The organism is Paraburkholderia sp. WS6 (assembly GCF_030464835.1).
Lineage (GTDB): Bacteria > Pseudomonadota > Gammaproteobacteria > Burkholderiales > Burkholderiaceae > Paraburkholderia > Paraburkholderia madseniana.
Genome location: NZ_JALQCK010000021.1, coordinates 1 through 22,636 on the forward strand (window position 1 = coordinate 1; position 22,636 = coordinate 22,636).

Here is a 22,636-nt window from a genome sequence, read left to right on the forward strand (position 1 = left end):
AGCTGATCAACCCGATCGCGATGGAAGAAGGTCTGCGCTTCGCAATCCGCGAAGGTGGCCGTACGGTCGGCGCAGGTGTGGTCGCTAAGATTCTCGAGTAAAATCGAGGGTTGAAGTTGCAGTAAGTGGTGCCCGGAGCCGGGCGCCAGCACCATGGCGTGTCGATAGGAGTTGGCGCTTCAGCGCTTACTCCTATCCCAGCCCGGCTCTACGTTCTTTTACTATCTGGCGGCGCAATACCGCCTCGCTCTTTCCAAGGAATTGTCATGCAGAACCAGAAAATCCGCATTCGCCTGAAGGCTTTCGACTATCGCCTGATCGATCAATCGGCAGCCGAAATCGTCGACACGGCAAAGCGGACTGGCGCAATCGTTCGTGGTCCGGTGCCCCTGCCGACCCGCATTCAACGTTTCGACATCCTGCGTTCGCCGCACGTCAACAAGACGTCGCGCGATCAGCTCGAAATCCGTACGCACCAACGTCTGATGGACATCGTCGATCCGACGGACAAGACCGTTGACGCACTGATGAAGCTGGACCTGCCGGCTGGCGTGGACGTGGAAATCAAGCTGCAATAAGGCTTCCAGAGGTTGCCTGGCGTGCCGGGCAACGCTAAGTCATTGATTGCTTGCGGAAAACGAAAAGCCTCGCTATAATGCAAGGCTTTTCGCGCATTTGCGCAAAAAAGTCGGTGTGCTGCAGCGTGATTTCACGCCCGAAACGGCACCGGCATTTTGTAAATTAGCCCCGACCAATCGCAGTCGGGAATGGAGAAAACGATGAGCCTTGGACTCGTAGGTCGCAAGGTTGGCATGACCCGTATCTTCACGGCAGAAGGGGATTCGATTCCCGTTACCGTGCTGGACGTGTCCGACAACCGCGTGACGCAGATCAAGACTGTTGAAACCGACGGCTACACCGCCGTGCAGGTTGCATTCGGTACGCGCCGTGCATCGCGCGTGACGAAGCCGTTGGCCGGTCATCTCGCCAAAGCCGGTGTTCAAGCCGGTGAAATCCTCAAAGAATTCCAGATCGATGCTGCCAAGGCTGCCGAGTTGTCGAACGGCACCGTGGTCGGTCCCGACCTGTTCGAAGTAGGCCAGAAGGTCGACGTGCAAGGCGTGTCGATCGGTAAGGGCTACGCCGGTACCATCAAGCGTTACAACTTCGCATCCGGCCGTGCATCGCACGGTAACTCGCGCTCGCACAACGTGCCGGGTTCGATCGGTATGGCGCAGGATCCGGGTCGTGTTTTCCCGGGTAAGCGCATGACCGGTCACATGGGTGACGATACGGTAACCGTGCAAAACCTCGAAATTGCTCGTATCGACGCTGACCGCAAGCTGTTGCTGGTCAAGGGCGCCGTTCCGGGTGCGAAGGGTGGCAAGGTATTCGTTACGCCGGCCGTGAAGACGCGTGCCGTGAAAGGAGCGAAATAATGGAACTTAAGCTCCTGAATGCCAATGGTCAGGAAGGTGCAGGCGTTAGCGCGTCGGACGTAGTGTTCGGCCGCGATTACAACGAAGCCCTGATTCACCAGGTTGTGGTGGCGTATCAAGCGAATGCCCGTAGCGGCAACCGCGCGCAGAAGGACCGTGAGCAAGTCAAGCACACGACCAAGAAGCCGTGGCGCCAGAAGGGTACGGGCCGCGCCCGTGCCGGTATGTCGTCGAGCCCGTTGTGGCGCGGCGGTGGCCGGATTTTCCCGAATTCACCCGAAGAAAACTTTTCGCACAAGGTCAACAAGAAGATGCATCGCGCAGGTCTCTGCTCGATCTTCTCGCAGCTGGCCCGCGAAGGCCGCATCTCGGTGGTCGACGAGCTGACGCTCGAAGCGCCGAAGACGAAGCTGCTGGCCGAAAAATTCAAGGCGATGGGTCTCGACTCCGTGCTGGTGATTACCGACACGGTTGACGAAAACCTGTACCTCGCGTCGCGCAACCTCGCCCATGTGGCAGTTGTCGAGCCGCGTTACGCCGACCCGCTGTCGCTGATCTACTTCAAGAAGATCCTGATCACGAAGGCTGCGGTCGCCCAGATCGAGGAGTTGCTGTCATGAGCGAGATTCGCAAGAACGATCATCGTTTGATGCAGGTCCTGCTCGCGCCGGTGATCTCCGAAAAGGCGACGCTGGTGGCCGACAAGAACGAGCAAGTTGTGTTCGAAGTCGCGCCCGATGCCACGAAGCAGGAAGTGAAAGCTGCAGTCGAGCTGCTGTTCAAGGTGGAAGTCAATTCCGTCAACGTGCTGGTCTCGAAGGGCAAAGCCAAGCGCTTTGGCCGCTTCATGGGCAAGCGCAAGGACGTGAAGAAGGCGTACGTCTGCCTGAAGCCCGGCCAGGAAATCAACTTTGAAGCGGAGGCCAAGTAATCATGGCAATCGTTAAAGTTAAGCCGACTTCGCCGGGTCGCCGTGCGATGGTCAAGGTGGTCAACAAGGATCTGCATAAGGGCAAGCCGTTCGCACCGCTGCTCGACTCGCAATCCACGACCGCCGGCCGTAACAACAACGGTCACATCACCACGCGTCACAAGGGTGGTGGTCACAAGCATCACTACCGTGTCGTCGATTTCCGTCGCAACAAGGACGGCATTCCGGCAAAGGTCGAACGTCTTGAGTACGATCCGAACCGTAGCGCGAACATCGCGCTGGTTCTGTACGCAGACGGCGAGCGCAAGTACATCATCGCTCCGAAGGGTGTGACGGTTGGCCAGCAACTGATGTCGGGTTCGGAAGCTCCGATCCGGGCAGGCAATACGCTGCCGATCCGTAACATTCCGGTCGGTACGACGATCCACTGCATCGAAATGCTGCCGGGCAAGGGCGCGCAAATGGCGCGTTCGGCTGGCACGTCGGCGATGTTGCTGGCTCGTGAAGGCATTTACGCACAGGTCCGCCTGCGCTCTGGTGAAATCCGCCGCGTTCACGTTGAATGCCGCGCGACGATTGGTGAAGTTGGCAACGAAGAGCACAGCCTCCGTCAAATCGGTAAGGCTGGCGCGAACCGCTGGCGCGGTATCCGCCCGACGGTGCGTGGCGTTGCAATGAACCCGGTCGATCACCCGCACGGTGGTGGTGAAGGCAAGACGGCTGCAGGTCGCGATCCGGTGAGCCCGTGGGGCACGCCTGCTAAGGGTTATCGCACCCGCAGCAACAAGCGCACGACGAGCATGATCGTCCAGCGCCGTCACAAGCGTTAAGGAGTAGGCAATGGCACGTTCTGTAAAAAAAGGTCCGTTCTGCGACGCCCATTTGCTGAAGAAAGTTGAGTCGGCAGCCGCTGCGCGTGACAAGAAGCCGATCAAAACCTGGTCGCGTCGTTCGACGATTCTGCCGGATTTCATCGGTTTGACGATTGCTGTGCACAACGGCCGTCAACACGTTCCGGTGTACATCTCGGAAAACATGGTCGGCCACAAGCTTGGCGAGTTTGCATTGACCCGGACGTTCAAGGGTCACGCAGCCGACAAGAAGGCTAAGAAATAAGGGGCTCATGATGGAAGTGAAAGCAATTCATCGCGGTGCCCGCATCTCGGCGCAGAAAACGCGCCTTGTGGCTGACCAGATCCGCGGTTTGCCGGTCGACAAGGCGCTGAACGTTCTGACGTTCTCGCCGAAGAAGGCTGCGGGAATCGTGAAAAAGGTCGTGCTGTCGGCGATCGCGAATGCGGAGCATAACGAAGGCGCCGATATCGACGAGCTCAAGGTAACGAGCATCATGGTCGACAAGGCTGCATCGCTCAAGCGTTTTACTGCGCGCGCTAAAGGCCGCGGTAACCGCATCGAGAAGCAATCCTGTCACATCACTGTGACGGTCGGGAATTAAGGGGTCATACGATGGGACAGAAAATTCATCCGACTGGCTTCCGTTTGGCCGTCAGCCGCAATTGGGCGTCGCGTTGGTACGCGAACAACAACAATTTCGCGGCGATGTTGCAGGAAGACATCGGTGTTCGTGAATACCTGAAGAAGAAGCTGAAAAACGCTTCGGTTGGTCGCGTCGTTATCGAGCGTCCGGCGAAAAACGCGCGCATCACGATTTATAGCTCGCGTCCGGGCGTCGTCATCGGTAAGAAGGGCGAGGATATCGAGCTGCTGAAGTCGGAACTGCAACGCCGCATGGGCGTTCCGGTCCACGTCAACATCGAAGAAATCCGCAAGCCGGAAACCGATGCGCAACTGATCGCTGACTCGATCACGCAACAACTCGAGCGTCGGATTATGTTCCGCCGCGCGATGAAGCGTGCGATGCAAAACGCAATGCGTCTGGGTGCTCAAGGCATCAAGATCATGAGCGCTGGCCGCCTGAACGGTATCGAAATCGCTCGTACGGAATGGTATCGCGAAGGTCGCGTGCCCCTTCATACGCTCCGTGCTGATATCGACTACGCAACTTCGGAAGCGAAGACGACGTACGGCATCATCGGCGTGAAGGTGTGGGTCTACAAGGGCGACACGCTCGGCCGCAACGACGCACCGGTGGTTGAAGAAGTCGCCGAAGAAAAGCGTCCGCGCCGCAACGCACGTCCGGGTGGCGATCGTCGTCCGCGTCGCGATGGTGAAGGTGGTGGCCCGGCAGGTGCACGCCGTGGCGCTCCCCGTCGTGCTGGCGGTGCCGGCGACGGCGGGAAGACTGGAGAATAACGATGCTGCAACCGAAACGCAGAAAATATCGCAAAGAGCAGAAGGGTCGTAACACCGGTATCGCTACCCGCGGCAACGCGGTGTCGTTCGGTGAGTTCGGCCTGAAGGCTATCGGTCGTGGTCGCTTGACCGCGCGCCAGATTGAAGCGGCACGTCGTGCAATGACGCGTCACATCAAGCGTGGTGGCCGCATCTGGATCCGCATCTTCCCGGACAAGCCGATCTCGCACAAGCCGGCTGAAGTACGTATGGGTAACGGTAAAGGTAACCCTGAGTACTACGTCGCGGAGATTCAACCGGGCAAGATGCTGTACGAAATGGACGGCGTAACCGAAGAGCTGGCACGCGAAGCGTTCCGTCTGGCTGCAGCTAAGCTGCCGCTCAAGACGACGTTTATCGTGCGTCAGCTCGGCGCCTAAGGAGTAAATGATGAAGGCTTCCGAACTTCACCAGAAAGATCAGGCCGCGCTCAACAAGGAGCTGTCGGACCTGTTGAAGGCGCAATTCGGCCTGCGCATGCAACTCGCGACCCAGCAGCTCACGAACACGAGCCAACTGAAGAAGGTTCGTCGCGACATCGCACGTGTGCGGACCGTCCTGACTGAGAAGGCGAACCAGAAATGAACGATAGCGTAAAAACCTCGCTCAAGCGGACGCTGGTCGGCAAGGTCGTCAGCAACAAGATGGACAAGACGGTCACCGTGCTGGTTGAGCACCGCGTGAAGCACCCGATCTACGGCAAGTACGTTGTGCGTTCGAAGAAGTACCACGCGCACGACGATGCGAACACGTACAACGAGGGTGACCTCGTTGAAATCCAGGAAACGCGTCCGATTTCGAAGACGAAAGCTTGGGTTGTGGCTCGCCTGGTCGAGGCTGCTCGCGTCATCTGACGCCGCAAAGTTGTAGAAGTAGTTGAAATCGCAGTAAGTTTCGCTTGCAAGACCGAGATTATTTGTTATAATCTCGGTCTTCCCTCTTTTATGGGAGCCCCGTCGCGGGCGAAGTTGGTGGGGGAAGCGGTTCAGGCGCCAGTCTGTTCCGAAGGATTCACCGGATTGCGATGGCGGGTTTCGTTTGCCGTCGCTGCTGTTCATACCCAAGCAGCCGATTGGCTGACGGGACCAAGACTGACCGGGTACGCCATGGTGGTGTGACCGGATTAAGTTGGGATAGATAAACCATGATCCAGACCGAAACTCGGCTTGAAGTGGCCGACAACACCGGTGCGCGTGAAGTCATGTGCATCAAGGTTCTCGGCGGCTCGAAGCGTCGTTATGCCAGCATTGGCGACATCATCAAGGTGACCGTCAAAGAAGCAACGCCGCGCGGGCGCGTGAAGAAAGGCGAAATTTACAACGCCGTGGTGGTTCGCACCGCCAAGGGCGTGCGCCGTCAGGACGGCTCGCTGATCAAGTTCGATGGCAATGCTGCAGTGCTGTTGAATGCCAAGCTCGAACCTATTGGCACCCGTATTTTCGGGCCTGTTACGCGCGAGTTGCGCAGCGAACGATTCATGAAGATCGTTTCGTTGGCACCTGAAGTGCTGTAAGGAGTCGCGATGAACAAGATTCGCAAAGGTGACGAAGTTATCGTCATCACCGGCAAAGATAAAGGCAAGCGCGGCGTCGTGCTGTCCGTTGGCGAAGACAAGGTAATTGTCGAGGGCATCAACCTCGTCAAGAAGCACGTCAAGCCGAACCCGATGAAGGGTACGACGGGTGGTGTGGAAGCCAAGACGATGCCGCTGCAAATTTCGAACGTCGCATTGGTCGACGCGAATGGCAAGGCGTCGCGTGTAGGCATCAAGGTCGAGGGAGACAAGAAAGTCCGTTTCCTTAAGACGACCGGTGCCGTGCTGAGCGCCTGACGCTGCGGAGTAAAAAAATGGCTCGTTTGCAAGAGTTTTACAAAGAGAAGGTTGTACCCGGCCTCATCGAGAAGTTCGGTTACAAGTCCGTGATGGAAGTGCCGCGCATCACCAAGATCACCCTGAACATGGGCCTTGGCGAAGCGGTTGCTGACAAGAAGATCATCGAAAACGCCGTTGGCGACCTGACGAAGATCGCAGGCCAGAAGCCGGTGATCACGAAGGCACGCAAGGCAATCGCTGGCTTCAAGATCCGTCAGGGCTATCCGATCGGTGCAATGGTCACGTTGCGTGGTCAGGCAATGTACGAATTTCTGGACCGTTTCGTGACGGTTGCGCTCCCCCGTGTGCGCGACTTCCGTGGCGTGTCGGGTCGTGCGTTCGATGGTCGCGGCAACTACAACATCGGTGTGAAAGAGCAGATCATTTTCCCCGAAATCGACTACGACAAGATCGACGCACTGCGTGGGCTGAACATCAGCATCACGACAACTGCGAAGACCGACGACGAAGCAAAGGCTCTGCTCGCCAGCTTCAAGTTCCCGTTCAGAAACTGAGGTTACCGTGGCTAAACTGGCACTGATCGAACGTGAAAAGAAGCGTGCTCGCCTGGCCGCTAAGTACGCTCCCAAGCGTGCTGAGCTGAAAGCGATTATCGGCGATATGAGCAAGTCGGACGAAGAGCATTACGCAGCACGTCTGGAACTGCAACAACTGCCGCGCAACTCTAACCCGACCCGTAAGCGCAATCGTTGTGCAATTACCGGTCGCCCGCGTGGCACGTTCCGTAAATTCGGGCTGGCGCGTAACAAGATTCGCGAAATCGCGTTCCGCGGCGAGATCCCTGGCCTGACCAAGGCGAGCTGGTAATAGGAGAAACGTAAATGAGCATGAGTGATCCTATCGCCGATATGCTGACTCGCATCCGCAATGCGCAGATGGTTGAGAAAGTTTCGGTGACAATGCCCTCGTCGAAAGTCAAGGTTGCGATTGCGCAGGTCCTGAAGGACGAAGGCTATATCGATGATTTCGCAGTGAAGTCCGAAGGTGCGAAGTCTGAATTGAACATCGTGTTGAAGTACTACGCTGGCCGTCCGGTGATCGAGCGCATTGAACGCGTTTCGAAGCCTGGTCTGCGTGTGTACCGCGGCCGTAACGACATCCCCGTGGTCATGAATGGCCTCGGCGTGGCAATCGTGTCGACGCCGAAGGGCGTGATGACGGACCGCAAGGCGCGTGCAACGGGCGTTGGCGGCGAAGTCATCTGCTACGTCGCTTAAGGCCGAAAGGAGAGAAACATGTCTCGAGTAGGTAAAAGCCCGATCGCGCTGCAAGGCGCAGAAGTGGCCCTGAGCGACGAACGCATTACCGTCAAGGGCCCGCTGGGTACGATTTCGCAGGCTGCAAACAGCCTCGTGAAGGTGGTGAACGACAACGGCACGCTGAAATTCGAGCCGGTGGACGAAAGCCGCGAAGCGAATGCGATGTCGGGCACGATGCGCGCACTGGTTGCGAACATGGTGAACGGCGTGACGAAGGGTTTCGAGCGCAAGCTGACGCTGGTTGGCGTCGGTTACCGCGCACAGGCGCAAGGCGACAAGCTGAACCTGTCGCTGGGTTTCTCGCACCCCGTGGTGCACCAGATGCCGGAAGGCGTCAAGGCTGAAACCCCGACGCAAACCGAAATCGTGATCAAGGGGATCAATAAGCAACAAGTTGGCCAGGTCGCTGCAGAAGTGCGCGGCTATCGCCCGCCGGAGCCCTACAAGGGCAAGGGTGTGCGTTACGCCAACGAGGTTGTGATCCTCAAAGAAACGAAGAAGAAGTAAGGGTGCGCAATCATGGATAAGACTCAATCTCGCCTGCGCCGCGCTCGTCAGACGCGTATCAAGATCGCTGAGCTGCAGGTCGCGCGTCTCGCCGTGCATCGCACGAACACGCACATCTATGCGCAAGTGTTCTCGCCGTGCGGCACCAAGGTGCTCGCCAGCGCGTCGACGCTCGAAGCCGAAGTGCGTGCGCAACTGGCTGATCAGACTGGCAAGGGCGGCAACGTCGCTGCTGCGACCCTGATCGGTAAGCGCATTGCAGAAAAGGCTAAGGCTGCCGGCATCGAATCCGTCGCCTTCGACCGTTCGGGTTTCCGTTACCACGGCCGCGTGAAAGCGCTGGCTGATGCGGCGCGCGAAGCCGGACTCAAGTTCTAAGGGAAGAATTCGTCATGGCAAAGATGCAAGCGAAAGTTCAGGCTGACGAACGCGACGACGGCCTGCGCGAAAAGATGATTTCGGTCAACCGCGTGACCAAGGTTGTGAAGGGCGGCCGGATTCTCGGTTTTGCCGCACTGACCGTGGTCGGCGACGGTGATGGCCGCGTCGGTATGGGCAAGGGCAAGGCGAAGGAAGTGCCGGTCGCTGTTCAGAAGGCGATGGAACAGGCTCGCCGCAACATGTTCAAGGTGCCGCTTAAGAACGGTACCCTGCAACACGAAGTGCACGGTAAGCACGGCGCATCGATGGTCCTCCTCGCCCCGGCGAAGGACGGTACCGGTGTGATCGCTGGTGGCCCGATGCGCGCAGTGTTCGACGTGATGGGCGTGCAGAACGTTGTGGCCAAGAGCCACGGTTCGACGAACCCGTACAACCTCGTTCGTGCAACGCTCGACGGTCTGCGCAAGCAGTCGACGCCGGGTGATATCGCGGCGAAGCGCGGCAAGTCCGTCGAAGATATTCTGGGCTAAGGTGGACACCATGTCTGATAAAACTGTCAAGGTCCAGCTCGTCAAGAGCCTGATCGGCACCCGTGAAACGCACCGTGCAACGGTGCGTGGCTTGGGCCTGCGCCGACTCAACTCGGTTAGCGAGTTGCAGGACACGCCGGCTGTGCGCGGCATGATCAACAAGGTTTCGTACCTCGTTAAGGTCATCAGCTAAGCGGCTGACCAGGACTCAAGGAGTTGATAATGGAATTGAATAACCTGAAGCCGGCTGAAGGTTCGAAGCACGCTAAGCGTCGCGTCGGCCGTGGCATCGGCTCCGGTCTGGGCAAGACGGCTGGCCGCGGTCACAAGGGTCAGAAGTCGCGTTCGGGCGGCTTTCACAAGGTTGGCTTCGAAGGCGGTCAAATGCCGCTGCAACGTCGCCTGCCGAAGCGTGGCTTCACCTCGCTGACGAAGGAATTCGTCGGTGAAGTGCGTCTCTCTGATCTGGAAAAGCTGCCGGTCGACGAAATCGATCTGTTGGCTCTGAAGCAAGCCGGCCTGCTCGGCGAGCTGATCAAGAGCGCCAAGATCATCGCGACGGGCGAGCTTAAGCGCAAGATCGTTGTGAAGGGTCTGGGTGCGACGAAGGGTGCGCGCGCTGCTATTGAAGCAGCCGGCGGCTCTTTTGCCGAGTAACGCGCAAGTTATTTGCCGTCACTAGCATTTGCATCGGAGAAGGTACTTGGCTAACAGTCCGAGTCTCGCAAAACCCGGTCGCAGCGCGGCGAAGTTTGGCGATCTGCGTCGGCGTGCAGTGTTCCTGCTGCTGGCGTTGATCGTCTACCGTATCGGCGCGCACATTCCGGTGCCGGGTATTGACCCGGACCAGCTGGCAAAGTTGTTCCAAAGCCAGTCGGGCGGCATCCTTGGCATGTTCAACATGTTCTCGGGTGGTGCACTTTCGCGGTTCACGATTTTTGCGCTGGGGATCATGCCGTACATTTCGGCGTCGATCATCATGCAGTTGCTGGCGATTGTCTCGCCGCAACTGGAAGCGCTGAAAAAGGAAGGGCAGGCGGGTCAACGGAAGATTACGCAGTACACGCGTATCTTTACGGTCCTGCTGGCGACATTCCAGGCGTTCGGCATTGCCGTCGCACTGGAAAATCAGCCGGGCCTGGTGATCGATCCGGGGATGGTATTTCGGCTGACGACGGTCGTGACGCTGGTGACCGGCACGATGTTCCTGATGTGGCTGGGTGAGCAGATCACGGAACGCGGGCTTGGTAACGGTATCTCGATCATCATTTTCGGCGGTATTGCGGCGGGTTTCCCGAACGCAATCGGTGGTCTTTTTGAACTGGTGCGAACCGGCTCGATGAGCATCATCTCAGCGATTATCGTGGTCGCGCTGATCGCCGGTGTGACGTATCTGGTGGTGTTCATCGAACGCGGCCAGCGCAAGATTCTTGTGAATTACGCCAAGCGGCAGGTCGGTAACAAGATTTACGGCGGACAGTCTTCACATTTGCCGCTGAAGTTGAATATGTCGGGCGTGATTCCGCCGATCTTTGCATCGTCGATCATTCTCTTCCCGGCAACCATCCTGAACTGGTTTAGTTCGGGGTCGCGTACCAGCTGGTTCGCAGACACGTTGCACAACGTGGCCGAAGCCCTTAAGCCCGGTCAACCCGTGTACGTGTTGCTGTACGCGTTGGCGATCGTCTTCTTCTGCTTCTTCTACACCGCACTGGTGTTCAACAGCAGAGAAACGGCCGACAACCTGAAAAAGAGTGGCGCTTTCGTCCCAGGCATCCGCCCGGGCGATCAAACTGCGCGATACATCGACCGCATCCTGACGCGTCTGACGCTGGCTGGTGCGATCTACATCGTGTTTGTTTGTCTGCTGCCTGAATTTTTGGTACTGCGCTGGAACGTGCCGTTTTATTTTGGTGGAACGTCGCTGCTGATCATTGTCGTCGTCACAATGGATTTCATGGCGCAGGTGCAGTCGTACGTTATGTCGCAACAGTATGAATCGCTGCTGAAGAAAGCTAATTTCAAAGGCGGCGGCGTCCCGATGCGTTGAAAGGACTTATGGCCAAAGACGATGTTATCCAGATGCAGGGTGAAGTCATCGAAAACCTGCCTAACGCTACCTTTAGGGTGAAGCTGGAAAACGGCCATGTCGTATTGGGACACATATCCGGCAAGATGCGGATGCACTACATCCGAATCTTGCCGGGCGACAAGGTAACGGTTGAATTGACGCCTTACGATCTGTCGCGTGCGCGGATCGTGTTCCGGGCGAAGTGATTTGAAAAAAGGGTAATATCATGAAAGTGATGGCATCGGTTAAGCGCATTTGCCGCAATTGCAAGATCATCAAGCGCAAAGGCGTTGTGCGCGTGATTTGCAGCTCTGATCCGCGCCACAAACAGCGTCAAGGCTGAACGCCGCGCTTTTTGCTGCGCTTTTTGTTTGAGGAAAAACAATGGCTCGTATCGCAGGGGTTAACATCCCGAATCACCAGCATACCGAAATCGGCCTGACGGCAATTTACGGTATCGGCCGCACGCGCTCGCGCGACATCTGCGTCGCTGCTGGTGTGGCATTTTCGAAGAAGGTCAAGGACCTGAACGACGCAGACCTCGAAAAGCTGCGTGAAGAAGTCGGCAAGTTCATCGTTGAAGGCGATCTGCGCCGTGAAACGACGATGAACATCAAGCGCCTGATGGATCTCGGCTGCTACCGTGGCGTGCGTCATCGCAAGGGCCTGCCCCTGCGTGGCCAACGCACGCGTACGAATGCCCGTACGCGCAAGGGTCCGCGTCGTGCAGCGCAATCGCTGAAGAAGTAAGCGGAACTGACAGTTACAGGAAAACGTAATGGCTAAGGCTTCGAACAACTCCGCGGCGCAACGCGTTCGCAAGAAGGTCAAGAAGAACGTCGCCGAGGGCGTGGTTCACGTTCACGCGTCGTTCAACAACACCATCATCACGATCACCGATCGTCAAGGCAATGCACTTGCTTGGGCAACGTCGGGTGGTCAGGGCTTCAAGGGTTCGCGTAAATCGACCCCGTTTGCAGCCCAGGTGGCAGCCGAATCGGCTGGCCGCGTGGCGATGGAATACGGCGTGAAGAACCTCGAAGTGCGTATCAAGGGTCCCGGCCCTGGCCGCGAATCGGCGGTGCGCGCGTTGCATGGTCTTGGCATCAAGATCACCGCGATCTCCGACGTGACGCCGGTCCCGCACAACGGCTGCCGTCCGCCGAAGCGTCGTCGTATCTAAGACGCTGTTTTCGCTAGCGCCTGTCGCCGCCGGGGTTCAAGCCGGCGACCACAGGCTGCTTGCGCTATTGAATTGACTAAGCCCACCGTTCGACCCAAAGGGTTCGGACTAGCGCGAGTGCATGCATTCGTGTGATCAATCATAGAAGGAATCAACGTGGCACGTTATATCGGCCCTAAGGCCAAGCTGTCCCGCCGTGAAGGCACTGACCTCTTCCTGAAGAGCGCCCGTCGTTCGCTCGCTGACAAGTGCAAGCTTGACAGCAAGCCTGGCCAGCACGGCCGCACGTCGGGTGCACGTACGTCCGACTACGGCACGCAGCTGCGCGAAAAGCAAAAAGTGAAGCGCATCTACGGTGTCCTCGAGCGTCAATTCCGCCGTTACTTCGCTGAAGCCGACCGCCTGAAGGGCAACACGGGTGAAAACCTGCTGCAATTGCTCGAATCGCGTCTCGACAACGTCGTGTATCGCATGGGCTTCGGCTCGACGCGCGCTGAAGCACGTCAGCTCGTGAGCCACAAGGCGATCACGGTGAACGGCGTGGTGTCGAACATCCCGTCGATGCAAGTGAAGGCAGGCGACGTCGTCGCAGTGCGCGAACAAAAGAAGAAGCAGGCGCGTATTCTCGAAGCGCTGTCGCTGGCTGAGCAAGGCGGTCTGCCGAGCTGGGTCGCTGTCGATTCGAAGAAATTCGAAGGTACGTTCAAGCAGAAGCCGGAACGCAGCGACATCGCTGGCGATATCAACGAAAGCCTGATCGTCGAATTGTATTCGCGGTAATCGGATTAACGGCCGGGGCACCCCGATTGCGTTGCGCAAGGGGGCGTCTCGGCTGTTTATTTTCAGGTTGTTACCGGTCAGCCTTATCGGTGTAACGAGCCGAGGGTATTGAAAAGGAAAACCTATGCAAACCAGTTTGTTGAAGCCCAAGATCATCGCTGTTGAATCGCTTGGTGAGAGCCACGCGAAAGTGGTCATGGAACCGTTTGAACGCGGTTACGGCCACACCTTGGGTAACGCGCTTCGGCGCGTGCTGCTGTCGTCAATGATCGGCTACGCGCCGACCGAAGTGACGATCGCAGGCGTCGTACATGAGTATTCGACGCTCGACGGTGTGCAAGAGGATGTGGTCAACCTGTTGTTGAACCTGAAGGGCGTAGTGTTCAAGCTGCATAACCGTGACGAAGTGACGGTTACGCTGCGCAAGGAAGGCGAAGGCGTTGTCACCGCTGGCGACATCGAACTCGCGCACGATTGCGAAGTGATCAACCCGGATCACGTGATTGCGCATTTGTCGAAGGGCGGCAAGCTCGACGTGCAGATCAAGGTCGAAAAGGGCCGTGGTTATGTGCCGGGCAATGTGCGTCGTTACGGCGAAGAGTCGGCCAAGATCATCGGCCGTATCGTGCTGGACGCGTCGTTCTCGCCGGTTCGCCGCGTGAGCTACGCCGTTGAAAGCGCGCGCGTCGAACAGCGTACCGACCTCGACAAGCTCGTGATGAACATCGAGACCAACGGTGTGATCTCGCCGGAAGAAGCGATCCGTCAATCGGCGCGTATTCTGGTTGATCAACTGTCGGTGTTCGCTGCACTGGAAGGCACTGAAGCAACGGCGGAAGCGCCGTCGCGTGCGCCGCAGATCGATCCGATCCTGCTGCGTCCGGTTGATGATCTCGAACTGACGGTTCGTTCCGCGAACTGCCTGAAGGCCGAGAACATTTACTACATCGGCGACCTGATCCAGCGTACGGAAAACGAGTTGCTCAAGACCCCGAATCTGGGGCGCAAGTCGTTGAACGAGATCAAGGAAGTACTGGCGTCGCGTGGTTTGACGCTCGGCATGAAACTCGAAAACTGGCCGCCGGCAGGTTTGGACAAGTAAGTCGAGAAGTAATCTCGGGATAAGACCCCGCTGCTGCACTGGCAAAGACGCGGATTTTCCTTTAAAATCCGCGTCTTGGCTTTTTTCACTACCGGCCCGTGCACTCATCACCGTTGGGAAACCGAGGGTAGACCGAGCGCGATAGAAGAGCTGGACCAAAACTTTGAATCAAAGGAATTAACATGCGTCACCGTCATGGTTTGCGGAAACTGAACCGCACGAGCAGCCACCGTCTGGCAATGCTCCGTAACATGTCCAACTCGTTGATCGAGCACGAAGTCATCAAGACGACGCTGCCGAAGGCGAAAGAACTCCGTAAAGTCGTCGAGCCGCTGATCACGCTCGGCAAGAAGCCGTCGCTGGCAAATCGTCGTCTGGCGTTCAACCGCCTGCGCGATCGTGACTCGGTCACGAAGCTGTTCGAAGTCCTCGGCCCGCGTTACGCTACCCGTCCGGGCGGCTACCTGCGCGTCCTGAAGTTCGGCTTCCGCGTCGGCGACAACGCACCGATGGCACTGGTCGAATTGCTGGACCGTCCGGAAGTCGAAGAAGTTGAAGTGCAAGAAGCTGAGTAAGCTTTTTAGCATCGAAGAAAAAGCCAGGCGCCAAGCCTGGCTTTTTTGTTTATAGCGGCGAATTTCACTGCGGCATGTCGATCGCGGCGGCCAAATGCCGCATGCTTGCTGCGTGGGCGTCTGCGGCACCGCGAGGCGAGGTGATACGATATTGGCACTTGAATCGTGTCTGTCTGGAGCCTTCGTGAGCGTGAGCTTGAATGTGACCTTGATTCTGACCACGGTACCGGATGCTGCCGTTGCTCAGAAGCTCGCCGCGGATGCGTTGGCCGCGCGGCTATGCGCCTGCGTCACGCAGTTGGGCACTGTGCAGTCCAGCTATCACTGGCAGGGCGCCGTCGAAACCACGCAGGAGATCCAATTGCTGTTCAAGACCAGCGCGGCACGCGCGCTCGAGCTCGAGCAGTACATTCAGGCCCACCATCCCTACGACACGCCGGAAATCCTCTCGTGGCAAGCTACGGCATCGGTCGCGTACGGCCAGTGGATTGCTGCTGAAACCCAACGTCCTCTCCATGTTTAACGGTCTAAATCGACGTGCGCGTCACGCGTTGCGCGTAGTCTTCTTCCTGTTCGGCGGCCTGATATTCGCGCAGTTCGGCACGCTTGCCCGCGCTGCGGACGACTTCCTCGATCCCGCCGTCGCCTTCAAATTCAGCGCGACCGAGAAACCGGGCGAAGTCGACGTCACGTACAAGATCGCGGACGGTTACTACATGTACCGTGAGCGCTTCGCGTTCGCGACCCGCAACGGCACGACGACGATTGGCGAGCCCCAATTGCCGGCTGGTCATGTCAAGTTCGATCAGACCTTCAACAAGAACGTCGAGACGTATCGCAGTGAGCTGACGATCCGCATCCCGGTGAAACAGGCCCAGGGGCCGTTCGACCTGGCCGTCACGTCTCAAGGCTGTGCCGATGCAGGCATCTGCTATCCGCCGATGGAGCGCGTGTACCACGTGAGCGGCGAGGCTTTGCAGCCGGCCGGCAGTGCGGCGGCTACTGCCGCCGCGCAGCAATCCGCGGCGGGCGGCGCGTCGTGGTATGAACGCGCCACCAGCGCCGACTACGCTCAGTCGCTGCTGCAAGGCGGTGGCTTTTTCGCGATCATCGGGCTCTATTTCTTGGCCGGCGCCGTGCTCAGCCTGCTGCCGTGCTCGTATCCGATGATCCCGATCCTGTCGGCGATCATTATTGGCGAAGGCGCGCGGGTGACGCGCGCCCGCGGCTTTGCTTTGTCGCTGGCCTATGTGATCGGCATGGCGCTCGTGTACACGGCGCTTGGCATTGCGGCCGCGCTCGTTGGGCAGAGTCTTGGTGCGTGGCTGCAGAATCCGTGGGTGCTCGGTACGTTCGGCGTACTGCTGACCGTTTTCGCCTTGACGCTGATCGCGGGCTTCGACATCGCTTTGCCGCAGCGCTGGCAGGACGGCGTGTCGCGCGCGTCGACCGGACGTTCCGGCGGCAAGTTTGCCGCTGTGGCGGTAATGGGTGCCCTGTCCGCGCTGGTAGTCGGGGCCTGCATGACCGCGCCGCTTTTTGCCGTGCTGGCATTCATTGCGCATACGGGCGACGCGCTGCTCGGCGGCGCTGCGCTGTTCTCGATGGGACTCGGTCTTGGCGTACCGCTCCTGATCATCGGTCTTGGCGCCGGTACTTTGCTGCCGCGCGCCGGCGCATGGATGGACGGCGTCAAGGTGTTTTTCGGCGTCGTGCTGCTTGCGGCGGCCCTGTGGATCGTCTGGCCGGTACTCGGCGCGACCGCGGCCATGCTGTTGAGCGCGTTGTGGTTGCTGATCGCCGCCGTCGGGCTCGGTCTTTTCTCGGCACCAGCCGCGGGCGCTTCGGTGTGGCGTCGCCTCGGCCGCGGTATTGGCACCGCGCTGGCAATCTGGGCGGCGGTGCTGCTGGTCGGCCTCGCTGCGGGCTCGTCCGATCCCCTGCGTCCGTTAGCGGTCCTGGCCGCACGTGGCGGCGGGGACGCAAGCGTGGCAAACGCCTCCAACAAGCCGAATACAGCGCCACAGAGCGATCTGACGTTCGCTTCGGTGCGTTCCTCGACCGAGCTCGACGAGGCCGTCAAAACGGCTGCGCAGCCCGCTATGCTCGATTTTTACGCAGACTGGTGCGTGAGCTGCAAAGAGATGGAGAAGTTCACGTTCAGCGATCCGCGCGTTCAGGCGAAGTTGAAGCAGATGAACCTGCTGCGCGCCGACGTCACCGCGAATAACGCCGACGATCAGATGCTGCTCAAGCGCTTCAGCCTGTTCGGCCCGCCCGGCATCATCTTTTTCGACCAGGGCGGCAAGGAAGTGCTGCGCGTCGTCGGCTACGAGTCCGCGGACAAGTTTTTGCGCACCCTCGATCGCGCGAGTGCCCCCGGGGCGTAACGCAAAGCAGCTCGCCTGTCTGAGCGCGCATAGAAACCCGCGCCACCGCGCCTGTAAAAGGCGCACGCCAGAACATGAATAAAAAACGGAGGCACGACTTAAAGTCGGCCTCCGTTTTTTTGGGGCGCTTTCAAAGACTAGCGCCGCCGGCAAAGCGACACGTTAAATCACTTCTGTGAGCGCAAAATCCGCGCGGCATCCAGCGCGAAGTAGGTCAGCACGCCATCCGCGCCTGCTCGCTTGAACGCCAGCAGCGATTCCATCATCGCCTTGTCGTGATCGAGCCAGCCGTTCTGCGCGGCCGCCTTCAGCATCGCGTATTCACCGCTGACCTGATACACGTAGGTCGGGAACTTGAACTCGTCCTTCACACGACGCACGATGTCCAGATACGGCATGCCCGGCTTAACCATCACCATATCCGCGCCTTCTTCGATGTCCGCTTGCACTTCGCGCAACGCTTCATCCGAATTGGCCGGATCCATCTGGTAGGTCATCTTGTTGCCCTTGCCGAGGTTCGTCGCGGAACCGACGGCATCGCGGAACGGGCCGTAAAACGCCGACGCGAACTTGGCCGCGTAAGCCATGATGCGCGTGTGGATATGTCCCTCGCTCTCGAGCATTTCGCGGATCGCGCCAATGCGGCCGTCCATCATGTCCGAGGGCGCAACGATATCGACGCCCGCTTCAGCTTGCACACGCGCCTGTTCCACGAGGATCTCGACGGTCTCGTCGTTGATCACGTAGCCCGCTTCGTCCAGCAAGCCATCCTGGCCGTGGCTCGTGTACGGATCGAGCGCGACGTCGGTCAGCACACCGAGGTCGGGAAAGTTCTTTTTCAGTTCGCGAACCGCGCGCGGAATCAGACCCGCCGGGTTGGTCGCCTCGCGGCCATCAGGCGTCTTCAAGGAAGGGTCGATTGCCGGAAAGAGCGCCAGTACCGGCACGCCCAGCTCGACGCATTGCTCGGCCACACCCATCAGCAGATCCACCGACACGCGCTCGACGCCTGGCATCGACGGTACGGCTTGCCGCACGTTGGTGCCTTCGACGATAAACACGGGGTAGATCAGATCGTTGGTGGTGAGAATGTTTTCTCGCATCAGACGGCGCGAGAAGTCGTCACGGCGCATGCGGCGCGGACGGTAGTGCGGAAAGAAGCTCATAACCGAATCGAAGAAACGTGGATGTGTGGAGTGGACAAGTAGCGCCTGCCTCCACTCCCGGAAACTTTTCGAGACAATGGTATATCATACCGATCGAGCAAGGCGCCCTGCGCTGACCTCCCCGCTTCTCCTCCCTGAGCGGGTGCCTGTCGTTTTTTCGATTAGGCTGTTTGACCCGCCGTTAAAGCGGCGGGTTTTTTTATGGGCGGCCGGAATGGCGTTTTTTGCCTGGGCTCGTACCCGCCGCGCGATTACTGCGGCGCGTCTGCTTCGCCCTTGGCCTCGGGGATCAGCCAGCTTTCGATCAGTTCGTGCGCTTCGTCGATGCCGACGCGCTTGAGCGCCGAGAACAACTGTGCGGTCAGTTCGCCCTGGTAGCCTGCGGCGCGATATTCGCCCAAACCTTTCTGTGTCGCGCGCAAGGCGTTGACGCTTTCCTGGCGCGTCAATTTGTCGCACTTCGTCAGCAGCGTGTGGATCGGCTTGCCGGTCGGCGCGAACCATTCGATCATCCGCCGGTCCAGATCCGTCAACGGACGGCGCGAGTCCATCATCAGGATCATGCCGCGCAGTTGCGAGCGCGACTGCAGGTAGGTGGAGAGCAGTGCTTCCCAGTGTGCCTTGGCCGCGCCCGGCACTTCCGCATAGCCGTAGCCCGGCAGGTCGACCAGATGCGCGGTCGGCTCGTCCTCCTTGCCCACCGAGAAATAATTGATGTGCTGGGTGCGGCCAGGCGTCTTACTGGCGAACGCCAGACGCTTCTGATTGCACAGAATATTGATGGCCGTGGACTTGCCCGCATTCGAGCGTCCCGCAAAGCAGATCTCGGGTTGCGCGGTGACCGGCAGATCACGTAAGTGATTGACGGTCGTGAAAAAGCGGGATTGGTGGAGCAGGAAGGACATGATCAGGCCGGTATTCGAGACGCCGGGGAACCCGGAGTGGGGACGGGTCAAGCCCGACTGGCGTCTTAGCGATTAGCGAGTTATTGTACAATACGATGGTTTACTGAAAACCTGAGGGGGCCAGCCCGCGTGCCTTGGCGGCTCTTTGCGGTCACTCAGTCGCTGTCGTATCTTGCAAAACCTCTAAAATCCCACAAGACGAGACAGGGTGTGCGAATGAATCGACTGTGCAAGACTCTGATGGTGCTTCAAGTAGCGGCAGGTCTTTCAGGTTTGGCAATTCAGGCACGAGCAGCAGATCCGGCAAAGCCGGACGTCAATCGGGGGCAGGCAATCGCAGTGCAGGTTTGCGCGTCATGTCACGGTGCAGACGGCAACAGTGCTGGTGGTGCGTATCCGAAGCTGGCAGGTCAGCATCCCGAGTATCTCGTCAAGCAACTGATGGATTTCAAAACGCAGCCGGGGGCCAAGCAGCCCGCGCGCAACAATGCGATCATGGCGGGCATGGCCGCGGCGCTGTCCGATCAGGACGTGGTCAACGTGGCGGCTTATTTCTCGACGCAGACCCCGAAACCAGGTTACGCGCATAGCAAGGACACCGTCCCGCTCGGTCAGAAGATTTATCGCGGTGGGATTGCGGACAAGGGAGTACCGGCGTGCGCGAGTTGCCACGGACCGACCGGTCAGGGGATTCCGTCGCAGTATCCGCGTCTGTCGGGGCAGTGGGCCGAATACACGGTGGCGCAGTTGACCGCGTTCACGCAGGGCTCGGGCGCACGTAACAACAATGAGGCGATGCACGCCGTCGGATCGCGTCTGTCGGACAGCGAGATCAAGGCTGTAGCCGATTACATCGCGGGCTTGCACTAAGAAGTCCGCCCGCAAGCAACCGGCCCGGCGAGGCCGGTACAAAACAAGAAAAGGGTGAGGGTGTCGTGTCTACGACAGCCCTTCACCCTTTTTTGCTGTTCAGTCGGAGTATGAATGAGCTTCACCACGTCGGGTTTGCAGTCGAAGTCGGGCAATCGCTTCACGCGCAGCATCATCGAGGTATTGAGTTCGATGCGCTTCGCGATCTCGTTGCTCGTGATCCTGTCGATCGCCAGTATTATCGGCACCGTCCTCACGCAGGACGATCCGTATCCCAACTACGTCAATCAGTTCGGCCCGTTCTGGGCGGACATCTTCCGCTCGCTGAGCCTGTACACGGTGTACAGCTCGTGGTGGTTCATGCTGATTCTCGGCTTCCTGATGGTGTCGGTGTCGCTGTGCGTGATCCGCAATGCGCCGAAAATGGTCGCGGACGCCAAGAGCTGGAAAGACAAGGTCCGCGAAGGCAGCTTGCGCGCGTTCCATCATAAGGGCGAGTTCGCGGTGCACGGCAAGCGCGCGCAGACCGCGGCGGTACTCGCCAAACTCTCGGCCAAGCTCGGCTACAAGTTCGTCACACGTGAGTCGGACGGTGCAACGCTGATCGCAGCGAAGCGCGGCGCGCTGACCAAGTTCGGCTACATCTCGGCGCACATTGCGATTGTGGTGATCTGTCTGGGCGGCCTGCTCGACAGCAATCTGCCGATCAAGCTGCAAATGTGGCTGTTCGACAAGTCGCCGATCCGCGCCAACACGGTGATCAACGACATTCCGCCGGAACATCGTCTGTCGCAATCGAACCCGACTTTCCGCGGCTATGCGTGGGTGCCGGAAGGGCAGCACGTGTCGACGGCGATCCTTAACCAGCCGGACGGCTCGCTGATCCAGGACCTGCCGTTTTCGATCGAGCTGAACAAGTTCATCGTCGATTACTACTCGACGGGCATGCCGAAGCTGTTCGCGAGCGACATCGTCGTGGTCGACCATAAGACGGGCGCACGCGTGCCGGCACGCGTCGAAGTGAACAAGCCGTTCACCTACGACGGCGTGTCGATCTATCAGTCGAGCTTCCAGGACGGCGGCTCGCAGATGCAGATGACCGCGTATCCGATGTCCGGCGCGAGCGCGAAGACCGCGCCGTTCGGCGGCACGATCGGCGGCAACGCGCCGTTGGGCACGGCCACGCCGCTGGCTGACGGCCAGACCGTCGAATTCACCGATTTCCGTGCGATCAACGTTGAAAACGTCTCCAATGGCAGCGGCCAGAACGATGCACGTGGCGTCGCCGCGCATCGGTCGCTGAAAGAAGCGTTTGACGAGCGCCTCGGCTCCGGTGCCAAGAGCTCGAAGCCGCTCGATCTGCATAACGTCGGTCCGTCGGTGCAGTACAAGGTGCGCGACAAGGACGGCCAGGCGCGCGAGTACAACAACTACATGCTGCCGGTGGACGTCGCGGGCGAAAAGATGTTCCTCGCCGGCATGCGTCTGAATCCGGACGATCCCTTCCGCTACCTGCGGATTCCCGCCGACACCGGTGGGACCGTCAAGGAATGGATGAACCTGCGCGCCACGCTTGAAAATCCGGCCATGCGCGCGACGGCCGCTCACCGTTTCGCGCTGCGCTCGGTGCCGGGTTCGAATACCGAACTGCAACAGCACCTGGAAGAAAGCGCGTTGCGTGTCCTGACCCTGTTTGCGGGTGCGGACAACGGTATCAAGATGCCGAACGGCCAGACGGTCGGCGGCTTCCAGGCGGTCGCCGGGTTCATCGATCATTCGGTGCCGAAGGGCGAGCAGGAAAAAGCCGCGGGCCTGCTGCTGCGCATGCTGGAAGGCGCGACGTGGGACCTGTGGCAACTGTCGCGTGAGCAGCTAGGCGAGCCGGACGCACAGGCCAATGCGGACGCCAGCCGCTTCGTTCAGAGCTCGATCAATGCGATATCCGACAGCTTTCTGTATGGTTCGCCGGTCTATTTGCAGCTTGACTCATTCAAGCAGGTGCAAGCTTCGGTATTTCAGTTGACGCGCGCGCCGGGCAAAAAAGTCGTGTATCTTGGCAGCCTGCTCCTCGTGTTGGGCATCTTTTCGATGTTCTACGTCCGCGAACGGCGCCTCTGGTTCTGGCTCAAAGATACCGATCACGGCACGAATGTCGTGATGGCGATGTCGAGCGCGCGCAAAACGCTCGATTTCGAAAAGGAGTTCGTTCAAACGCGCGACGCTGTCGGCGCCGCGTTGGGCGCCAAACTCACTGAAGCATCCGACGCCGCCGGCGCCTCCGACAAACCCGGCCATGCCGGCGCGCCGTCCGCACGCTCACAAGATTCGACCCGGTAAGAT

General features: G+C 59.1%; 35 protein-coding genes and 1 pseudogene. 34 read left to right on the forward strand and 2 right to left on the reverse strand.

Annotated features, from left to right (window positions below; translation table 11 throughout):
- From M0D64_RS23680 to dsbD, 32 genes and pseudogenes are all read left to right on the forward strand, one after another.
- Positions 1–101, forward strand: a pseudogene (locus M0D64_RS23680) (elongation factor Tu); the annotation flags it as partial.
- A 165-nt stretch (positions 102–266) separates the two neighbouring features.
- Complete coding sequence (gene rpsJ, locus M0D64_RS23685) at positions 267–578, forward strand: 30S ribosomal protein S10 (RefSeq protein ID WP_006998489.1); 312 nt, start codon at positions 267–269, stop codon at positions 576–578.
- Between the two features lie 201 nt (positions 579–779).
- Positions 780–1,439 (forward strand): 50S ribosomal protein L3, encoded by a 660-nt coding sequence (rplC, locus tag M0D64_RS23690; protein WP_007180137.1) that lies wholly within the window; start codon positions 780–782, stop codon positions 1,437–1,439.
- Positions 1,439–2,059: a 50S ribosomal protein L4 gene (gene rplD, locus M0D64_RS23695; RefSeq protein ID WP_007180136.1), complete on the forward strand. Its 621-nt coding sequence runs from the start codon at positions 1,439–1,441 to the stop codon at positions 2,057–2,059. Before rplC ends, rplD begins: the two co-directional genes overlap by 1 nt.
- Positions 2,056–2,370 (forward strand): 50S ribosomal protein L23, encoded by a 315-nt coding sequence (gene rplW, locus M0D64_RS23700; protein WP_007180135.1) that lies wholly within the window; start codon positions 2,056–2,058, stop codon positions 2,368–2,370. The genes rplD and rplW overlap by 4 nt, the downstream gene beginning before the upstream one ends.
- 2 nt (positions 2,371–2,372) lie before the next feature.
- Positions 2,373–3,200 carry a 50S ribosomal protein L2 gene (gene rplB / locus M0D64_RS23705; protein ID WP_063497538.1) on the forward strand — a complete coding sequence of 276 codons (828 nt, stop codon included), beginning with the start codon at positions 2,373–2,375 and terminating at the stop codon, positions 3,198–3,200.
- A 10-nt stretch (positions 3,201–3,210) separates the two neighbouring features.
- A complete protein-coding gene (rpsS, locus tag M0D64_RS23710) occupies positions 3,211–3,486 on the forward strand; it encodes a 30S ribosomal protein S19 (protein ID WP_054036552.1) in 276 nt (91 codons plus the stop codon).
- Between the two features lie 7 nt (positions 3,487–3,493).
- Positions 3,494–3,826: a 50S ribosomal protein L22 gene (gene rplV / locus M0D64_RS23715; protein WP_197070230.1), complete on the forward strand. Its 333-nt coding sequence runs from the start codon at positions 3,494–3,496 to the stop codon at positions 3,824–3,826.
- An 11-nt stretch (positions 3,827–3,837) separates the two neighbouring features.
- Positions 3,838–4,644 carry a 30S ribosomal protein S3 gene (rpsC, locus tag M0D64_RS23720; protein ID WP_011490053.1) on the forward strand — a complete coding sequence of 269 codons (807 nt, stop codon included), beginning with the start codon at positions 3,838–3,840 and terminating at the stop codon, positions 4,642–4,644.
- A gap of 2 nt (positions 4,645–4,646) precedes the next feature.
- Complete coding sequence (rplP, locus tag M0D64_RS23725) at positions 4,647–5,063, forward strand: 50S ribosomal protein L16 (RefSeq protein WP_007180131.1); 417 nt, start codon at positions 4,647–4,649, stop codon at positions 5,061–5,063.
- Positions 5,064–5,073: 10 nt separating this feature from the next.
- Positions 5,074–5,268 carry a 50S ribosomal protein L29 gene (gene rpmC / locus M0D64_RS23730; RefSeq protein ID WP_007180130.1) on the forward strand — a complete coding sequence of 65 codons (195 nt, stop codon included), beginning with the start codon at positions 5,074–5,076 and terminating at the stop codon, positions 5,266–5,268.
- Positions 5,265–5,537, forward strand: coding sequence for a 30S ribosomal protein S17 (rpsQ, locus tag M0D64_RS23735; RefSeq protein ID WP_007180129.1), 273 nt, complete (start codon positions 5,265–5,267; stop codon positions 5,535–5,537). Before rpmC ends, rpsQ begins: the two co-directional genes overlap by 4 nt.
- 290 nt (positions 5,538–5,827) lie before the next feature.
- Positions 5,828–6,196, forward strand: coding sequence for a 50S ribosomal protein L14 (gene rplN / locus M0D64_RS23740; RefSeq protein WP_006052212.1), 369 nt, complete (start codon positions 5,828–5,830; stop codon positions 6,194–6,196).
- A 9-nt stretch (positions 6,197–6,205) separates the two neighbouring features.
- Complete coding sequence (gene rplX, locus M0D64_RS23745) at positions 6,206–6,514, forward strand: 50S ribosomal protein L24 (protein ID WP_028199569.1); 309 nt, start codon at positions 6,206–6,208, stop codon at positions 6,512–6,514.
- A gap of 17 nt (positions 6,515–6,531) precedes the next feature.
- Positions 6,532–7,071 (forward strand): 50S ribosomal protein L5, encoded by a 540-nt coding sequence (gene rplE, locus M0D64_RS23750; protein WP_006052214.1) that lies wholly within the window; start codon positions 6,532–6,534, stop codon positions 7,069–7,071.
- A gap of 7 nt (positions 7,072–7,078) precedes the next feature.
- The gene (gene rpsN / locus M0D64_RS23755) at positions 7,079–7,384 is read left to right on the forward strand and encodes a 30S ribosomal protein S14 (RefSeq protein ID WP_006052215.1); all 306 of its coding nucleotides are present in this window, start codon (positions 7,079–7,081) and stop codon (positions 7,382–7,384) included.
- 14 nt (positions 7,385–7,398) lie between these two features.
- A complete protein-coding gene (gene rpsH, locus M0D64_RS23760) occupies positions 7,399–7,794 on the forward strand; it encodes a 30S ribosomal protein S8 (RefSeq protein ID WP_006052216.1) in 396 nt (131 codons plus the stop codon).
- 18 nt (positions 7,795–7,812) lie between these two features.
- Positions 7,813–8,343: a 50S ribosomal protein L6 gene (gene rplF / locus M0D64_RS23765; protein WP_028199570.1), complete on the forward strand. Its 531-nt coding sequence runs from the start codon at positions 7,813–7,815 to the stop codon at positions 8,341–8,343.
- A 12-nt stretch (positions 8,344–8,355) separates the two neighbouring features.
- A complete protein-coding gene (gene rplR / locus M0D64_RS23770) occupies positions 8,356–8,721 on the forward strand; it encodes a 50S ribosomal protein L18 (protein ID WP_006052218.1) in 366 nt (121 codons plus the stop codon).
- Positions 8,722–8,735: 14 nt separating this feature from the next.
- Positions 8,736–9,254 carry a 30S ribosomal protein S5 gene (gene rpsE, locus M0D64_RS23775; protein WP_006052219.1) on the forward strand — a complete coding sequence of 173 codons (519 nt, stop codon included), beginning with the start codon at positions 8,736–8,738 and terminating at the stop codon, positions 9,252–9,254.
- A gap of 10 nt (positions 9,255–9,264) precedes the next feature.
- A complete protein-coding gene (rpmD, locus tag M0D64_RS23780; protein WP_007180126.1) occupies positions 9,265–9,447 on the forward strand; it encodes a 50S ribosomal protein L30 in 183 nt (60 codons plus the stop codon).
- A 29-nt stretch (positions 9,448–9,476) separates the two neighbouring features.
- Positions 9,477–9,911 carry a 50S ribosomal protein L15 gene (gene rplO / locus M0D64_RS23785; RefSeq protein ID WP_054036556.1) on the forward strand — a complete coding sequence of 145 codons (435 nt, stop codon included), beginning with the start codon at positions 9,477–9,479 and terminating at the stop codon, positions 9,909–9,911.
- Positions 9,912–9,957: 46 nt separating this feature from the next.
- Positions 9,958–11,304: a preprotein translocase subunit SecY gene (gene secY, locus M0D64_RS23790; RefSeq protein ID WP_063497536.1), complete on the forward strand. Its 1,347-nt coding sequence runs from the start codon at positions 9,958–9,960 to the stop codon at positions 11,302–11,304.
- An 8-nt stretch (positions 11,305–11,312) separates the two neighbouring features.
- Positions 11,313–11,531, forward strand: coding sequence for a translation initiation factor IF-1 (infA, locus tag M0D64_RS23795; RefSeq protein WP_004521905.1), 219 nt, complete (start codon positions 11,313–11,315; stop codon positions 11,529–11,531).
- Positions 11,532–11,551: 20 nt separating this feature from the next.
- Positions 11,552–11,668 carry a 50S ribosomal protein L36 gene (rpmJ, locus tag M0D64_RS23800; RefSeq protein WP_004199844.1) on the forward strand — a complete coding sequence of 39 codons (117 nt, stop codon included), beginning with the start codon at positions 11,552–11,554 and terminating at the stop codon, positions 11,666–11,668.
- A 41-nt stretch (positions 11,669–11,709) separates the two neighbouring features.
- Positions 11,710–12,075: a 30S ribosomal protein S13 gene (gene rpsM, locus M0D64_RS23805; RefSeq protein ID WP_006052223.1), complete on the forward strand. Its 366-nt coding sequence runs from the start codon at positions 11,710–11,712 to the stop codon at positions 12,073–12,075.
- A gap of 28 nt (positions 12,076–12,103) precedes the next feature.
- Positions 12,104–12,508, forward strand: a complete 405-nt coding sequence (gene rpsK / locus M0D64_RS23810) for a 30S ribosomal protein S11 (protein ID WP_006052224.1) — start codon at positions 12,104–12,106, stop codon at positions 12,506–12,508.
- 156 nt (positions 12,509–12,664) lie between these two features.
- Entirely contained in the window at positions 12,665–13,288 is a 624-nt protein-coding gene (gene rpsD, locus M0D64_RS23815; protein WP_007180123.1) for a 30S ribosomal protein S4, read from the forward strand.
- Positions 13,289–13,412: 124 nt separating this feature from the next.
- Positions 13,413–14,390: a DNA-directed RNA polymerase subunit alpha gene (gene rpoA, locus M0D64_RS23820; protein ID WP_006052226.1), complete on the forward strand. Its 978-nt coding sequence runs from the start codon at positions 13,413–13,415 to the stop codon at positions 14,388–14,390.
- A gap of 182 nt (positions 14,391–14,572) precedes the next feature.
- The gene (rplQ, locus tag M0D64_RS23825) at positions 14,573–14,965 is read left to right on the forward strand and encodes a 50S ribosomal protein L17 (RefSeq protein ID WP_006052227.1); all 393 of its coding nucleotides are present in this window, start codon (positions 14,573–14,575) and stop codon (positions 14,963–14,965) included.
- 196 nt (positions 14,966–15,161) lie between these two features.
- A complete protein-coding gene (gene cutA, locus M0D64_RS23830) occupies positions 15,162–15,488 on the forward strand; it encodes a divalent-cation tolerance protein CutA (RefSeq protein WP_154567041.1) in 327 nt (108 codons plus the stop codon).
- On the forward strand, positions 15,481–17,355 hold the full coding sequence (dsbD, locus tag M0D64_RS23835; protein WP_266259500.1) for a protein-disulfide reductase DsbD: 1,875 nt from the start codon (positions 15,481–15,483) through the stop codon (positions 17,353–17,355). Before cutA ends, dsbD begins: the two co-directional genes overlap by 8 nt.
- A 167-nt stretch (positions 17,356–17,522) precedes the next feature.
- Here dsbD and hemB read toward each other — a convergent pair whose 3' ends face one another.
- Both hemB and yihA read right to left on the reverse strand, forming a co-directional pair.
- Entirely contained in the window at positions 17,523–18,521 is a 999-nt protein-coding gene (gene hemB, locus M0D64_RS23840; RefSeq protein WP_266259502.1) for a porphobilinogen synthase, read from the reverse strand.
- Positions 18,522–18,772: 251 nt separating this feature from the next.
- Positions 18,773–19,426, reverse strand: coding sequence for a ribosome biogenesis GTP-binding protein YihA/YsxC (gene yihA, locus M0D64_RS23845; RefSeq protein WP_266259503.1), 654 nt, complete (start codon positions 19,424–19,426; stop codon positions 18,773–18,775).
- A gap of 216 nt (positions 19,427–19,642) precedes the next feature.
- On the opposite strand from yihA, the gene M0D64_RS23850 reads away from it, so the two are divergent.
- Together M0D64_RS23850 and M0D64_RS23855 are read left to right on the forward strand one after the other, a co-directional pair.
- Positions 19,643–20,296: a cytochrome c gene (locus tag M0D64_RS23850; protein ID WP_154567036.1), complete on the forward strand. Its 654-nt coding sequence runs from the start codon at positions 19,643–19,645 to the stop codon at positions 20,294–20,296.
- A gap of 114 nt (positions 20,297–20,410) precedes the next feature.
- Entirely contained in the window at positions 20,411–22,633 is a 2,223-nt protein-coding gene (locus tag M0D64_RS23855) for a cytochrome c biogenesis protein ResB (RefSeq protein ID WP_154567035.1), read from the forward strand.
- The last annotated feature ends 3 nt before the right edge of the window (positions 22,634–22,636 follow it).

Coding starts and splice junctions, on each gene's coding strand:
- rplD (WP_007180136.1), top strand. CDS start 1,439: ATGGAACTTAAGCTCCTGAATGCCAATGGTCAGGAAGGTGCAGGCGTT.
- rplX (WP_028199569.1), top strand. CDS start 6,206: ATGAACAAGATTCGCAAAGGTGACGAAGTTATCGTCATCACCGGCAAA.
- dsbD (WP_266259500.1), top strand. CDS start 15,481: ATGTTTAACGGTCTAAATCGACGTGCGCGTCACGCGTTGCGCGTAGTC.
- rpsM (WP_006052223.1), top strand. CDS start 11,710: ATGGCTCGTATCGCAGGGGTTAACATCCCGAATCACCAGCATACCGAA.
- M0D64_RS23850 (WP_154567036.1), top strand. CDS start 19,643: ATGAATCGACTGTGCAAGACTCTGATGGTGCTTCAAGTAGCGGCAGGT.
- rplE (WP_006052214.1), top strand. CDS start 6,532: ATGGCTCGTTTGCAAGAGTTTTACAAAGAGAAGGTTGTACCCGGCCTC.
- rpsJ (WP_006998489.1), top strand. CDS start 267: ATGCAGAACCAGAAAATCCGCATTCGCCTGAAGGCTTTCGACTATCGC.
- rplP (WP_007180131.1), top strand. CDS start 4,647: ATGCTGCAACCGAAACGCAGAAAATATCGCAAAGAGCAGAAGGGTCGT.
- rpsE (WP_006052219.1), top strand. CDS start 8,736: ATGGCAAAGATGCAAGCGAAAGTTCAGGCTGACGAACGCGACGACGGC.
- rplC (WP_007180137.1), top strand. CDS start 780: ATGAGCCTTGGACTCGTAGGTCGCAAGGTTGGCATGACCCGTATCTTC.
- rpsC (WP_011490053.1), top strand. CDS start 3,838: ATGGGACAGAAAATTCATCCGACTGGCTTCCGTTTGGCCGTCAGCCGC.
- hemB (WP_266259502.1), bottom strand. CDS start 18,521: ATGAGCTTCTTTCCGCACTACCGTCCGCGCCGCATGCGCCGTGACGAC.
- M0D64_RS23855 (WP_154567035.1), top strand. CDS start 20,411: ATGAGCTTCACCACGTCGGGTTTGCAGTCGAAGTCGGGCAATCGCTTC.
- rpsH (WP_006052216.1), top strand. CDS start 7,399: ATGAGCATGAGTGATCCTATCGCCGATATGCTGACTCGCATCCGCAAT.
- rplO (WP_054036556.1), top strand. CDS start 9,477: ATGGAATTGAATAACCTGAAGCCGGCTGAAGGTTCGAAGCACGCTAAG.
- rplQ (WP_006052227.1), top strand. CDS start 14,573: ATGCGTCACCGTCATGGTTTGCGGAAACTGAACCGCACGAGCAGCCAC.
- yihA (WP_266259503.1), bottom strand. CDS start 19,426: ATGTCCTTCCTGCTCCACCAATCCCGCTTTTTCACGACCGTCAATCAC.
- infA (WP_004521905.1), top strand. CDS start 11,313: ATGGCCAAAGACGATGTTATCCAGATGCAGGGTGAAGTCATCGAAAAC.
- rpsK (WP_006052224.1), top strand. CDS start 12,104: ATGGCTAAGGCTTCGAACAACTCCGCGGCGCAACGCGTTCGCAAGAAG.
- rplR (WP_006052218.1), top strand. CDS start 8,356: ATGGATAAGACTCAATCTCGCCTGCGCCGCGCTCGTCAGACGCGTATC.
- rplB (WP_063497538.1), top strand. CDS start 2,373: ATGGCAATCGTTAAAGTTAAGCCGACTTCGCCGGGTCGCCGTGCGATG.
- rpmD (WP_007180126.1), top strand. CDS start 9,265: ATGTCTGATAAAACTGTCAAGGTCCAGCTCGTCAAGAGCCTGATCGGC.
- rpsS (WP_054036552.1), top strand. CDS start 3,211: ATGGCACGTTCTGTAAAAAAAGGTCCGTTCTGCGACGCCCATTTGCTG.
- rpmJ (WP_004199844.1), top strand. CDS start 11,552: ATGAAAGTGATGGCATCGGTTAAGCGCATTTGCCGCAATTGCAAGATC.
- rplN (WP_006052212.1), top strand. CDS start 5,828: ATGATCCAGACCGAAACTCGGCTTGAAGTGGCCGACAACACCGGTGCG.
- rpmC (WP_007180130.1), top strand. CDS start 5,074: ATGAAGGCTTCCGAACTTCACCAGAAAGATCAGGCCGCGCTCAACAAG.
- rplW (WP_007180135.1), top strand. CDS start 2,056: ATGAGCGAGATTCGCAAGAACGATCATCGTTTGATGCAGGTCCTGCTC.
- rplV (WP_197070230.1), top strand. CDS start 3,494: ATGATGGAAGTGAAAGCAATTCATCGCGGTGCCCGCATCTCGGCGCAG.
- rplF (WP_028199570.1), top strand. CDS start 7,813: ATGTCTCGAGTAGGTAAAAGCCCGATCGCGCTGCAAGGCGCAGAAGTG.
- rpsQ (WP_007180129.1), top strand. CDS start 5,265: ATGAACGATAGCGTAAAAACCTCGCTCAAGCGGACGCTGGTCGGCAAG.
- rpoA (WP_006052226.1), top strand. CDS start 13,413: ATGCAAACCAGTTTGTTGAAGCCCAAGATCATCGCTGTTGAATCGCTT.